The sequence below is a fragment of the Paenibacillus sp. 32352 genome (assembly GCF_002042965.1).
GTDB lineage: Bacteria > Bacillota > Bacilli > Paenibacillales > NBRC-103111 > Paenibacillus_S > Paenibacillus_S vulneris.
Window position 1 is genome coordinate 287,400 of record NZ_MZNT01000005.1, and the last position, 13,122, is coordinate 300,521.

General features: G+C 48.7%; 11 protein-coding genes. 3 read left to right on the forward strand and 8 right to left on the reverse strand.

Annotation, left to right across the window (positions count from 1 at the left end):
- Positions 1-84 precede the first annotated feature (84 nt).
- The 3 genes from B1728_RS14430 to B1728_RS14445 form a co-directional block, all read right to left on the reverse strand.
- Positions 85-1,173 carry a Gfo/Idh/MocA family protein gene (locus B1728_RS14430; protein WP_079910921.1) on the reverse strand — a complete coding sequence of 363 codons (1,089 nt, stop codon included), beginning with the start codon at positions 1,171-1,173 and terminating at the stop codon, positions 85-87.
- 175 nt (positions 1,174-1,348) lie between these two features.
- Complete coding sequence (gene wecB, locus B1728_RS14440; protein WP_079910923.1) at positions 1,349-2,503, reverse strand: non-hydrolyzing UDP-N-acetylglucosamine 2-epimerase; 1,155 nt, start codon at positions 2,501-2,503, stop codon at positions 1,349-1,351.
- 111 nt (positions 2,504-2,614) lie between these two features.
- The gene (locus B1728_RS14445) at positions 2,615-3,073 is read right to left on the reverse strand and encodes an ASCH domain-containing protein (RefSeq protein ID WP_079910924.1); all 459 of its coding nucleotides are present in this window, start codon (positions 3,071-3,073) and stop codon (positions 2,615-2,617) included.
- Positions 3,074-3,290: 217 nt separating this feature from the next.
- On the opposite strand from B1728_RS14445, the gene B1728_RS14450 reads away from it, so the two are divergent.
- Both B1728_RS14450 and B1728_RS14455 read left to right on the forward strand, forming a co-directional pair.
- A complete protein-coding gene (locus B1728_RS14450; RefSeq protein ID WP_079910925.1) occupies positions 3,291-3,929 on the forward strand; it encodes a hypothetical protein in 639 nt (212 codons plus the stop codon).
- Between the two features lie 15 nt (positions 3,930-3,944).
- Positions 3,945-5,483, forward strand: coding sequence for a hypothetical protein (locus B1728_RS14455; RefSeq protein ID WP_144027867.1), 1,539 nt, complete (start codon positions 3,945-3,947; stop codon positions 5,481-5,483).
- A 74-nt stretch (positions 5,484-5,557) separates the two neighbouring features.
- Here B1728_RS14455 and B1728_RS14460 read toward each other — a convergent pair whose 3' ends face one another.
- On the reverse strand, positions 5,558-7,357 hold the full coding sequence (locus tag B1728_RS14460) for an alpha-L-fucosidase (RefSeq protein ID WP_079910927.1): 1,800 nt from the start codon (positions 7,355-7,357) through the stop codon (positions 5,558-5,560).
- 139 nt (positions 7,358-7,496) lie between these two features.
- Between B1728_RS14460 and B1728_RS14465 the strand changes: the two genes are divergently transcribed.
- A complete protein-coding gene (locus B1728_RS14465; protein WP_079910928.1) occupies positions 7,497-8,366 on the forward strand; it encodes a helix-turn-helix transcriptional regulator in 870 nt (289 codons plus the stop codon).
- 3 nt (positions 8,367-8,369) lie between these two features.
- Here the strand turns inward: B1728_RS14465 and B1728_RS14470 are convergent, their stop codons facing one another.
- The 4 genes from B1728_RS14470 to B1728_RS14490 form a co-directional block, all read right to left on the reverse strand.
- Positions 8,370-9,323, reverse strand: a complete 954-nt coding sequence (locus tag B1728_RS14470; protein ID WP_079910929.1) for a D-2-hydroxyacid dehydrogenase — start codon at positions 9,321-9,323, stop codon at positions 8,370-8,372.
- Positions 9,324-9,428: 105 nt separating this feature from the next.
- A complete protein-coding gene (locus tag B1728_RS14475) occupies positions 9,429-10,661 on the reverse strand; it encodes an MFS transporter (protein ID WP_079910930.1) in 1,233 nt (410 codons plus the stop codon).
- A gap of 140 nt (positions 10,662-10,801) precedes the next feature.
- Complete coding sequence (locus B1728_RS14480) at positions 10,802-11,287, reverse strand: MarR family winged helix-turn-helix transcriptional regulator (protein WP_079910931.1); 486 nt, start codon at positions 11,285-11,287, stop codon at positions 10,802-10,804.
- Between the two features lie 250 nt (positions 11,288-11,537).
- Entirely contained in the window at positions 11,538-12,860 is a 1,323-nt protein-coding gene (locus tag B1728_RS14490; protein ID WP_179136014.1) for an ABC transporter substrate-binding protein, read from the reverse strand.
- Between the last annotated feature and the right edge of the window lie 262 nt (positions 12,861-13,122).

Here is a 13,122-nt window from a genome sequence, read left to right on the forward strand (position 1 = left end):
CCCTATGCAAACTCGCATTGGAAGGGGCTCTTTGAGCCTATTTTTGCGCGACAGCCGAAGCTATCTTATATGTCATGCTGCCGTTTATGCTTTCTCCGCCCATGGCTGCTTGACGGAGGTCACGGTCTCGCCGCTGGAAGCCGCCTGCTGGATAAGAAGGTGGAAATAATGATCCTGGGACGCCTCAGCCACGCTGTAGAAGGACTTCCCGGTACGAACATACTCATCCATCTTCAACAGGCAGGTCGCTACGGCAATCTCATCATCCGTCAGTCTTGCGGGAGCCAGCGGATTCCGGTATACCCATTGATCGCCGGCCAGTATTCCCTTATGGTAATATCCTTCCAGATTCCCGTTCTCCCCGGCATCCTTGCGAATCAGAGGCGTCTCGATAGGTGTCAGGTAATCGAGCAAATACGTCATGGTCTCGTTGACGATTTCTCCTCTTTCCCCTCGTATTAGCACCCTAGGCGACCGAATCCAGGAGAAATATTGGTCACCCGTAAAGTCGAACATGCCCAGCTGACCGCCGGCGAATTGCAAAGATGCGAAGGTCTGCTTCGACACCGTCAGCTGCTCGGAAGCAGGCGCTCCCGCACGGGATGGCCCGGCAATAAGCGACGACTCGAAGGTAAACGCCCGAATGACAGCCGGTTCATAACCGACGCCGAGCCACCTGCGCATCAAGGCAATGCCATGGTAGCCGTGGGCTACCGATACCTGCACCTGCGATACTCGGCCGATACGGCCGGAATCGATACATGCCTGCCGTGCGGCGTGCAGCGGCTGGAACGGATATTGCTCCGCCACTTGGACACGCGCGTCCAATCTATGGAGAGTGGAATTCAGATCAATAAGGGCGTCGAGGTCCGGCGCCGGAGGCGTTTCAGACAATGCGGGAATTCCGAGCTCGGCAAGCTGCTTGAGAATATCAGGACATGACGCCCATGACACGGACACGACGACGAACGATGGCGTCTCCGATCGCAGCAGCTCCTCAAGTGTTGCATATCCCTTTACACCATAGCTTTTCTCAAGATCACGACGCTTCTCTTCATCCCGTACGACCGCTCCAACGACCTCGAAGCGTTCCGGACTGGCCTTAGCAATATGTAAATAAAAATGAGTGCGCCATCCTCCGCCGATAATGGCGAATTTAATGGTATGGTTCATGCTTACCTCCCATGATACGATAGTTCCTTGCTTTCCTCTCCATAATAACATACAGGCTGTCCTGGCTTACAATCCGATGTTGAGGAAAGCATCGCATGGCTAGCGGAGCGCTCTCTTCCTTCAGTGGTACGGAAAGGTCTGTGCCATTAGCTGGTTGCTGCGGCAGGTGGTTCATTTACCTCCGAAACGGTTCCGGAGGCTCGGGCAACCATCCGAAATGATACGCCAAATATTGAACAATACGGCGTGAGGCATGGCCGTCGCCGAAAGGATTGGGTGCATGAGCCATCTGATCGTATATGTGCCTGTCATTCAAAAGATCAGCCGCAATCCTATAAATCGCCTCCTCCTCGGTACCGGCAAGAAACACTGCATTCGCTTCAACCGCCTCCGGCCGTTCCGTCGTATCGCGCATCAGGATCAGCGGCTTGTGAAAAACTGGCGTTTCTTCCTGTAATCCGCCCGAATCACTCAGAATCAGGTAGGAGCGGGAAAGCAGATTGATCATATCCGGATAGTCTATGGGCTCCAGCAGATGAATTCTCTCATGGTCGGACAGGATGGAGGAGGCCAGCTCTCGAACAGCAGGACTGAGGTGTACGGGATAGATGACGATCGCATCTGGATGCTCGTCTGCGACTCGGCGAACGGCTCTGAACATTTGCTTCATAGGCTCCCCGATATTTTCCCGCCGATGAGCCGTCATGGTTATGATTCTTCCGGGATGCTGAATCAATTGATTGAGCCTATCGTTGTGAAACCGGTAATCCGGCTTGTTGGTTGAGATCGCCGCGTCTACCGCAGTCTGTCCCGTTACAAAGATGGAATCCGGAGCATACCCTTCCCTTATCAAGTTGCTTTGCCCTACGGATGTCGGTGCGAATAATACGTCCGTCACTACGTCAACCATTCGCCTGTTGATCTCTTCAGGCCAGGGGGACCATTTATGATGCGAACGCAACCCGGCCTCCACATGCGCTACCGGAATCTGATGGAAGAATGCGGCCAAGCCTCCACACAGGGCCGTCTGAGTATCTCCATGGACCAGAATCATATCGGGCTTATCTTCCGCAATGACACTGTCGAGCCCGGATATGGCCGCCGATGTAAAATAGGCCAATGACTGATTGTCCCTCATTAAGCCCAAATCAACGTCCGGTACGATTCCAAAATGCGACAGCGGCTGCTGCAGCTGTTCGCGATGCTGCCCCGTCACGACAACCTTCGTTTCAAACCATTCCGGGTAGTGCTTCAGCTCTTGTACGACAGGACACATTTTGGTCGCTTCCGGACGTGTGCCGAAAATAAGCATGATTTTTTTAGTGTTCATGGTAAGACCCCTTTATCTGGTATAGTTTGTTGGTATTCAGTACCATGAACAGCATCGCTCAATTTTCCATTTATTACAATTACGCGCGGCTGATATCCGTCTGATGGATTCCTAAAAACCGGTCTTCCTACGGACATCAATCAACTTAAACCGCTCGCACACTAACAAAATATCGTCTGTAAACTCTCTCCCCAGCCTGAGAAGCTCGTTCTTAAAAAAAGTTTCATGCTCCTCTCTCCAGTATCTATAGGTTCGATCGCCTTCTCCCTCCGCAATAGCAAAATCCTCTGGAACTTCGTTCATTGGAAGGAGTCTAACTTCTACGGTTTGGATGATAGCTACCGGCTCGTCTTTACTGTTCAAAATAATGTTATAATCACCGACAGAAGGTATCTGCTGATTCTCTAATTCGTAGAACAAATAAGCAGAACAAGTGGCTGTTTTCACTCCTTCAATGACTAGTTGAGCCAATTGGTCCGGATTAGCGCCAAACTGCCATGCATCTGCTTTCGCAGGTATATCCTTCCCCTTCCTGAACTCGTCCCAATAGATTTGTGCTGCAGAATTCATCTTGATAACCCCCTTCTAATGTCTTTCCATAAGACTCACTAATCCGCAATATATTCATATTTTCTCACAATAAACCGGGAGTAAGAAGAAACCTCCTTATTTTATAATGAATATCGCTTATATCATTCTAAAGCATACAGGAGGCGATAACCAAACGAAGCCTTGATAGCGCTTTCTTCAAATGGTTCTACCCACATTGTAACCCGGAGGGATTTTCATGATAAAAAAAGGTTGGATCATCGGTTTTACGGCCGTCATCTTGCTCGCATCAGCAGTCTGTACACCAGTCTGGGGCGCTGCCGATTTCACCTATACGAAGGCTGCACTGACTGCTATGTTTCCCGATCAGGCTTCTGTTATGGATGCGCTGACCAAGGAGAAGGAAGCGATTCTGAGCGGAGAACAATCCCCTGGCGGGGTACCGAACGGAAACTTTGAAACCGGAAGCGACAATACGGAGATTGGAAATGCGGATTGGGGGGCTGTCGCGCTGCTCACCTATTGGTATCACCATAGCGGGCAAACGGATGCCAGGGTTGCTCCGGCAGCCAACAGGGGTTTGAGCTTTGCTATTGCCAACAGGGACTGGACGACAGATCCTGCAGATACAAGTGCGTTGCGCCAGCTAGGCAAGGGTGAGCATTGGGCGGCTTATTCCCTTACGAACGGGAATCCTGCAGGCGGCTCGGCCTCCTTCCCTACTACTGCTTGGGCATTGGTCTTTAAAGCGATGATCCTGCAAGCGGACGGAATCACCGGGGACCATCTGTTCACCCAGGCCCAGAAGGATATCTTGAAAGAGCAGGTTTACTCCCATTGGCGCTGGCTGTCTCGAGTTGTAAAATACAACCCGTAAGGAACACCCAATCAGGTGATGGGAATGATATATGGAGGGTACTTGCTCGGTTCCTTGTACAACGATACGAATCTTATGAACGAAGCCAAAGCTTATTATAACACCGGCTTCCCCGGGTCTAATCTTGACAATGCCCAAGCATCCAAATGCGCTAACCCCGCTTATGTTCCTGGACACGGATATAGGGAATGTGAGATCGGAACGCTCCAGGGCTACAAAGTCTTCTTCGAACAGGGCGGATTCGAAACGCACTACAGCGGTTTTCAATTAAGCTTCATGGCAGCTCTGCTCAGCTTAATGGGCTCATCCCCGGATGCAAACGTGCAGGCGGATGCCCTGTCACAAGCTCAATACATGAACTATCGATTATCAGCAAGCGGCACGATGCACGGGGGGACCCGCCACAATGAAATATCCGGAAGTATTACGGATGCCGCCGTCGTCCTGGGCTACAACTACTACAGCGCTGCTCTGGGAGCGGATATGGGGCGGGTCAGACTGAACAGCGGCGCCATCTCTACGGCAGGCTCCAACTCTCAAATTTACGGACATCGCGCCATGGGGACTATCATGCTGCATCAATATTTTTCCCCGTGGTCTACAGCACAACCGATCGTAAATAATAACGTAGGGCTGCGCAGAGGCAATGTATCCATTTATTTTGACAGGAGCCTGAACCAGCCTCAAGAAATTTCCGTGAACGGAACGTCTTTTACCGAGAATATTATCTATAACAGCAAGAAGGCGGAAGGCTTTTATTACAAAGACTCGAACGGTGTATGGAATGCCGCGGTCGTTACTCCCAACAATTATTACAACAGCACGGACAACTATACACTGCGCACCGTGACAGGAACAGACACCAATTCCAACGCCAGTATCAAGACGCGCTACCTGACCGACGGAACTTCTCTCTATCACATTACGATGATCAAGTTCAATTCCCCGGTCACTCTGAAATCATCCAACGTCATGATCGGGCTGCCTAACTTCTCCAATACCACGCGTATTGTGAACATTTATGACGGCAATAACATATCCAGCGTGCTCGATTTAAGCTCGGCTGCTGCTTCCACTTTGACCAGCAGCGTTCTTAAAATCGGGAATGCAAGCAATTATCGGGATAATGTCTTTATCCAGGGATGGCCGCAGTTGAAAGCGGATAATAATGTCGGCAGCGGCGTGGAATGGATGTCCAGCACTAATTATAATCAAACGCTGGAGAAGCTGATCGGCTCCAACATTTGGTGGGACGTGAAGTCCGGCAAGAGCAACATCCAGTCCACCGATGATATTCGCGTCAATGTGATCGACTCATCCAGCGGGGTGAGCTTTGATGCCGGAGATGTGATCTGTGCGGTCGCCAAATTCATGCCGCAAACAGCATCGTCAGGAACCCTTTATGAAGCGTTTGCTGTGACGCCCGTTTATACGGATACAAGCAAGAATACCGTTTCCAAAGTCGTCATCGACGATGCAGGCATGAGCTTGAGCGTCACTTATAATACGGCGGTTTTCCTGGATAAAGCCTCCGGCCAGCAGATTACCTATTAGATCGTCAAACAAAAAACCGGAAGTGCGCAATCTCAGCGACTTTCCGGTTTTTTTGCATTATACTTGAAAACACCCTATATCGTTTCACCAACAGGCTTAAGCTGAACTTCCTTCAAATTCATCAGAGCTTCCCCTGATATGGAATCCGCGCTGACGGTTAGTCTGTACTCACCCGGTTGATCCAAGCGGATCACTCCTAGCGTCTCGTCTATAAAGGAGTAGCCATTGCCTTGGGGAGTCACCTGACCGGACAGCTTCTGTCCTGCGGTTTCCACGACAAAGGTGCCGCCCGCCGTGCCTTCCTCTGCGCCATAGACCACCTTGACTTCATAGGCACCTGCCTCTGCCGCCCGATAGGTCCATGTAATACGGTCTGCTGCGTTCGTCCAGTTCGTTACGACGTCACGGCCCGCTTTCCCGGTATCGTATCTGAGCTCACTGCCTTCAATATCCCCGTCAAAGGCTCCGAACACATTCAGATGATCCTTGCGATGAAGCCGTTTAACCGGATTCGCATCGACGGTTCCCTCGATCTCGAGCACAACCACAGTTGCATTGGCGTCAAGCGGCGCACCCGGAACGGATATTGCAATATCCTCTTCGTTCAGACGACGGTGTGCAAGCGGTGCTTTGCGTTCATCCGCCAGCAAATACGCCTTGACGACGGGATTGCGCAGCCCCGGCACAATCAGCTCGCCGCTGGCAGGCCAATCGAACACATGCAGATACAGGGTTTGCCCTTTGGCTGTGCAGCGCCCCCATTGCGGCTTCCCGATCGGGCTGCCGGTCGTGCCATACACGCTTTCCCCGTTGATTTTCATCCATTGACCGATATCCCGCAGAATCTCTTTCGATTTGTCATCGAATTCCCCTTTCGGAGTCGGGCCGACATTGAGCAAATAGTTGCCGTTCAGACTGAACACATCGATCATATTATGCAAAATGCTCTTGACCGATTTCCAGTTATGGTCCGTCTTTTTGTAGCCCCAGGAGTTGTTCATGGTGTGTATCGATTCCCAATCCTTGCGGTTGATTCGAATATGCAGCTGATTGTCCCCGGAATTGCCGTAATCGCCGAAGCCGTCTCTTCTCACCCTGCGGTTGACCAGGCAATTCGGCTGCAGGCTGCGTACAAAATCAACAAAACGCTGCCCCTGCTCATCCGTTATTTTATGCCCGCAGTCGAACCAGATAATCGCTACGTCGCCGTATTGGGTCAGCAGCTCCTTCAGCTGCGGGAACGCTTTTTCATTCAAGTACCGCTCATAGCGCGTTCGTTTATCCTCGTCGTCGATCCAGGATTCCAGCGGGTCCCACGCGCCGATATTGTTAGGATAGTCGTGGGTGTTACCCTGTGAATCCGGGTGATGCCAATCCATCGAATGGGAATAATAGAAGCACAGCTTCACATCATGCCTGCGGCATGCCTCCGCCAAGACCTTCATCGGATCGTGCCCGTACGGAGAACGCTTCACAATGTTGAAATCAGATACAGCAGAATCGTATAGCGCAAAGCCGTCATGATGCTTGGCGGTAATGACCAAATATTTCATACCGGCTGCTTTGGCCGCTTTCACCCAAGCTTCGGCGTCAAAGCTCACCGGATTAAATTCCTCCGCCAAAGCTTCATATTCCTTAACCGGTATTTGTCCTCTCAGCATAATATGCTCGCCATAGGCGCCCGGCACTTCCTTGCCCTTCCATACTCCGCCCAATAGGGAATACAAGCCCCAGTGAATAAACATGCCGAACCGTGCTTCTCTCCACCAGGCAAGTCTCCGGTCCTGCACCTCTTCCGTATATTCCGTGGATGCTATTCCTTGCTCGACAGCTTCCGCCTCCGCATTGTCCATATACATATCTTTTTTAATCATAGGAACCTCCACTATTTTCTGACTGCTCCTCTATTGTACGCCTGGTATGCTATAATCCATATGGATGCGGCTAACTCATATTTGTACCAAACTAACTTTTATCGAGTTGGAATGACTCTCCTCAAGGTGGTTAAAACCTATGGTCACTCAAAATGAAACGGCAATCAGTCACTTTTTGTCTGAAGTTAAGGTCGAGCTTATGATTTCACTGCTGAGCAAGTGCAAGCCTAACTGGGTACAGGGGCCTTTTATGCCGACGTATAGCAAGATCTATTACATTCTGGACGGCGAAGGTAAAATGATGGTAGGCGGTCAGGAGCTGTTCCCCAAGCCGGGGCAGCTTGTCTTCGCACCAGCCGGTCTTTCCCAATATTTCTCTGTTACCAATACGAGCCATACATACAAAATGTTCTGGTGTCATTTTACGTCCAATATCAGCTTAATGAACTTGTTCACTTTGTTTCACCTTCCGTTCTGCATTACATCGACAGATCATGATGCCGTTATATCGGCTTTTGAAAAATTAGTGTTCGAGTACAAAAACGGCTCGGGGCCGGCCAAATCGATTCGACTCCAATCCGCACTTTTGGCGGTCATCTCCTGCTATATTGAACAAGCGGTGCAAGCCGCACCCCAAGCTCCCGCAACATTAGCCAGCAATAAGCTGAGCACGGCGCTTCAATATATCGACGCCAATCTGACCAAGGAGTTGACCATTACCGAGCTGTCCGATCTGGTGCACCATCATCCGAATTATTTCATCCGCTTTTTCAAAAATCATCTGGGTATGACGCCGATGGCCTATATCTATGAAAGAAGATTGGAGAAAGCGAAGCAGCTTCTGATGACCTCCGACATGTCTATCGGGGAAATTGCGATGGCTACGGGGTTCCATGACATCTTTCATTTTTCCAAAGCGTTCAAAAAAAGAATAGGCGTAGCCCCATCCGAATTCCGCAGCTGGCCTCGTTCTTCCAACAGCCGGGACCCTGATGAGGCTCGCGAGTAACCGTTAATACTGCAGGTCATAATCGACCCGATTGATAGCCGGTTCGTTCCCTTGAATGTATTGCTGCAAATTGTGCATGAAGATTTCAAAAGCCCGTTCGTTATATTGATCGGTCGATCCCGAATTGTGCGGTGTCATAATCACATTATCCAGGCTCCAGAGCGGACTTGACTCCGGCAGCGGCTCCTGCTCGAACACGTCCAGACCTGCCCCGGCGATAATCCCGTTCTGCAATGCTTCCACCAAGGCTTCCGTATCCGTCGTACCGCCCCTCCCGATATTAATGAACATCGCGGTTCGCTTCATCTGCTCGAACTCGGCTCTGCCGAAGCGATGCTTGGTTTCGTCCGTTAGCGGGAGGGTTACGACCACGTAATCACTTTCGCGAAGAACCGTCTCCAAGCCGCTATTATCGTACATCTGATCTACGTACACACTGGATCCGCCCGATCTGCGGACGCCAAGCACCTTCATCCCGAATGCCTTGGCTATTCGTGCGGTCTCTTCTCCAATGGCTCCAACGCCAATAATTCCTATCGTTTTCCCATGAATTTCTCCGAGCGTTCCTGCACCCTTCCATTTCCGCTCCAGCTGATTTCGTATGGAAAGATGCAGCTTTCTCGTAAAGCCGAGCATCATCCCGAATATGGTTTCCGAGATCGGGAACGCATGAACACCGCTGGCATTCGTAAGGATAATGCCTCTTGACGCCAATTCCTGTAAAGGAAGCTTGTCTACTCCCGCTCCCCAATTCTGTACCCAACGCAGCTTGGCATCGGGCCGCAAGCATTCCGATTCGCAGGAAGCTCTCCAATCGATGACGATTTCCGCTTCCTTCAGATGCGGCAGCCATATCTCCTTCTCCTTGCTGTGGATCAGCTCCCACCCCGGCGCCGCTTGACGAATACGCTGTTCCTGCTCTGCAGTTAAGGAATGAACACAGACCATTTTGGACATACTATCAGCTCCTTTCCTATATTATACCACTGGACCCAAGCTCTACATATAACAGCGGAACCAAAAAACACAGCCTAGTCCTTCAATAAAGAACTAAGTCTTTACTTATTTACACAACGTACCCTTATACAAAACGGGTATTGCCGCTGCTATAAGGATCACGCCCATAAAAGCGGGAGCGACATGGCCAAGGGATACATAGATTTGGCCTCCAACGACTGGCCCAATTATTCTTGCTAAAGCCTGAATAGATTGGCTGCCTCCTTGAATCCTGCCTTGTTCACTAGCATCGACAGACTTGGAAAGCATTCCATTGAATGAAGGCCCGAAGATCGAATCGCCAAAACCGAATAGAAACATCCCCGCGATAAGAAGAGGGTAGAATGAGAACAAAGCCGATAGCGCAATAAGACTGTAGCCTATAATCTCCGAAACCATTCCAAGAATGGCTATCTGTGCATCACGGAGTTTTACCAAAAGCTTTGGCATAATGAAGCTCTGGGAAATGATGTCTTGAACGCCCATAATGGAAAATATAAGTCCGATGAGTACAGGTGCCCAATGGAAAGTATCTATCGTAAATTGTGAAAAAACGGCCTGTAAAGATCCGTTGGGAATCCAAAGTAAGAACGCCGAGACAAGCAGCCTTTTTAAGTTTTTCATGGAAAGCACGCTTACAAGCTGTGTGAATGGATTTAGTCTTACAATGGTGATCTTTTCCAGTCTGTTGTTCTTGCCAAGGCTCTCCGACATAAAAAAGTATCCATAAACAACATTTAGTAAAGTTATTATGGCGCCAAAATACATAGGTGCAGAATAACCAAACTTGGCAATCAACCCTCCTAGAGCTGGGCCAATGGCGGAGCCTACACCTGCAACCGCACTCACCCAGCCAAAATATATGGTGCGCTGTTCTCTGGGAGTGATGTCAGCAAAATAGGCGAAGAGAGTGCTTATGCTCCCGCCTGCTATACCTTCTATTATGCGCCCGGCAAATAGTACCCATAGCGCTCCTCCCATACCGAAAACGAAGTACCCGATTGCAGAACCCAAGAGGCTTATCAAGAGTAATGGACGACGGCCATATCTATCGCTCAAAGCTCCAAGTCCGGGGGCCGCAAAAAACACGCAGACTGCATAAACAGAGGTCAGCAGCGTAACAACGACAGCTTGATCTCCCGGATTACTTGTATAAGGCTGTACTAGGAATGGGACGACAGGGGTTATGATACTGAAGCCTATTCCGCAAAGAAACACGGACATAAGACCGAAGAGTAAAGTTTTTTTATCTACGGCTTGTGCTGTGTTCTGTTCATTATGTGATCGAAATTTGGACACTTACTTTCTCTCCTCACTGCAATTTTGATTCCTCGGAAACAAAATCATCGTATCACAATTTTGTTTCCTTGTCACCAAAATATCAGCAATAAAAAAGACAGCCCGTTCTCCATAGAGTCCGGCTGCCTGTGAGCGGCTTTTCATGATTCATCTTGTTCCGACTTCATATCCATACCCTGCTTCTTTATTTGCGCATCCAAATGCCTACTATACGTTTCTAAGAAGCTGAGCATACTATCAAATTGTTCCTCGGTTACCTGCTCAAATACGGCATGATCCCGCTCTTGAAACTCTTTATGCAGCTCCTCGTGGATTTTATAAATGACTTTCCCCTGCTCCGTAATCCTAAAATAGATTTCTTTCTTGTTATCAGGCTTCTGGTAGCTTTCGATAAGGCCTTTGTTTATGAGCTTCTTCGTTAATTTACTTATGGCACCGCGAGTCATATAAAAGGCCTCCGCAAGCTTTGTCACATTAGAATCTGCGTTTTTTCCAATGTATTCGATACAATGTACTTCAGAAGGCTTATAACCTTTAAGGCTGTCTTCCATCTTAGACTTATTAAGGTAAACCATCTTATTGAATAAGTCCCTGAATGCCATAACGACCTGTTCTTCCTTGTTCATGGCCTGTCCTCCCGCGTTGGTGCTTGTAACCATAGTATTCCCCGCACAGATATAGGGATTAAGTTCATTATCATTGGTATATTTATTATAAGCAACATAGCATAAAAAACCATCCCAAGCCATTCCATGGCATATAAAATCATGAAAACGAGCGGTAGTCCTGCTCCCTCACCGAACATTGATACATTCTATAATGCAAAAACACGGGTTCCGATCGCTCGAAATCCCGTGCTTTGAAAGGTCCTGCTTCTTATTTGGTTTTTGCTTTAGCTGCATCCACGGCTTTGTTCGCCGTTTCTTCAATTTTACGGAACAGGGAGTTGATGTCCGTGTCTCCGAGAGCCGCCTCATGAATAGCATCCTCGTAAGCCTTTTGCGCCTCTCCTTCATAGGCCGAACGCACAGGCATAGGAGCGTATTGGTTATAGAACAAGGCGCTCGTATTTTTATCCTTGTACTTGCTGTCCTGCGCAAATTGCTTCTTGATCGCATCGTCCTTCAGAACGGTCATCGTTCCGTTGCGAACCTGCTTCGTTTGGTACTCAACGCTAGTCAAATATTGAATAACCTGCATCGCTTCTTCTTTATGCTTGCTTTGCTGAGTTACGCCCCAATAGAACGGATAAGCCTGTGAACCGATCTTCGGCAGCTCCTTGAAAGTAGGCAATGCGGCAATATCCCAGTTCATTCCTTCCGAGCCGGCAGCCGCCCAATCCAAATCGGATAAATAAGCGATCATGGCGAGGTTTCTGTCCTTCAGGAACGGATCTTTATAGGGAAGTTTGTTTTTCAAGCCAACCATAGCCTTCTTGTAACCAGGGTTGTTGGCTGTATTGATATAATACGTTTGATACAGCTGCTTCCACTTTTCATCCGTGTTGATCGTCGGTTTATCCGTCTTCGCATCAAGGAAGTTTAATCCCAGCTGATTCGCTTTAATCGTATGTGCAGGGGATGCGGCGAAGCCCAAATACTGCTTATCTCCGTCTGCCCGTGTTAATGTGTTGGCTACCTGCGCCAGCTCTTCCCAGGTCATATCGTTCTTCGGATAAGGAACGCCGAATTTATCGAAAATATCCTTATTGTAGAACAGGATTACGTTCATGGAGCTTACAGGAAGTCCATAAATCCCGTTCTTGGACATATTTTTGGCAAAATCAATCATGGTCGGCTCGAAAGCGCTTAAATCAATGTTATTTTTCTTGATCAGATCCGACATGTCATAAGCAAGACCGTATTTATCTACCGTATAGAAATAGTTGGTGCTTTCGTAAAAAAGATCGATCGTTTGACCGGAGGCTACCATTTCATCAATCGTGGTGCCGGTCCCCTTCTTAATATACTTAATGGTAATATTAGGGAATTTCGCCTTGATCGGGTCGCTAAACTTTTGCTTTATTTCTTCCTCGGAGGTTGCTGAAGTCGAGTAGAGCACCAGCTCCACCGGCTCATTGCTTACTCCCTGCTTCTGATTTCCATCGCTCGAAGTCCCCTCCGCTCCCTGCTTGCTGCTGCAGGCCGTCGTTAAGGCGACGAGCATGGCCGTCGATACGATTAAACTTTTCTTTATCATGTTCAAATCCCCCCTGTTTTCCTCTTTAAGAAAGCGCTTCATTTTTTAGTCACTTTAACAATATCATAAAGAAATTGAACAATCTTCATAATTTTTGCCCATAAATTTCATATTTTTGTTCATTTTACAAAGAAGGCAGAAATAGCCTATAAAAAAATGCGGTTTTCATGCAATCGCTTACTTTCGGACGCAAAAATGGACCCCTGTTATCCGGGATCCATTGAATGTGAGTTTGTCGACAAACTTGCAGAAACTGGGAATT

Excerpts from the sequence above, each read along its gene's own strand:
- B1728_RS14445 (WP_079910924.1), bottom strand. The coding sequence starts at position 3,073 with ATGAATTCTGCAGCACAAATCTATTGGGACGAGTTCAGGAAGGGGAAG.
- B1728_RS14465 (WP_079910928.1), top strand. The coding sequence starts at position 7,497 with ATGGTCACTCAAAATGAAACGGCAATCAGTCACTTTTTGTCTGAAGTT.
- B1728_RS14470 (WP_079910929.1), bottom strand. The coding sequence starts at position 9,323 with ATGTCCAAAATGGTCTGTGTTCATTCCTTAACTGCAGAGCAGGAACAG.
- B1728_RS14480 (WP_079910931.1), bottom strand. The coding sequence starts at position 11,287 with ATGAACAAGGAAGAACAGGTCGTTATGGCATTCAGGGACTTATTCAAT.
- B1728_RS14460 (WP_079910927.1), bottom strand. The coding sequence starts at position 7,357 with ATGATTAAAAAAGATATGTATATGGACAATGCGGAGGCGGAAGCTGTC.
- B1728_RS14430 (WP_079910921.1), bottom strand. The coding sequence starts at position 1,173 with ATGAACCATACCATTAAATTCGCCATTATCGGCGGAGGATGGCGCACT.
- B1728_RS14490 (WP_179136014.1), bottom strand. The coding sequence starts at position 12,860 with ATGATAAAGAAAAGTTTAATCGTATCGACGGCCATGCTCGTCGCCTTA.
- wecB (WP_079910923.1), bottom strand. The coding sequence starts at position 2,503 with ATGAACACTAAAAAAATCATGCTTATTTTCGGCACACGTCCGGAAGCG.
- B1728_RS14450 (WP_079910925.1), top strand. The coding sequence starts at position 3,291 with ATGATAAAAAAAGGTTGGATCATCGGTTTTACGGCCGTCATCTTGCTC.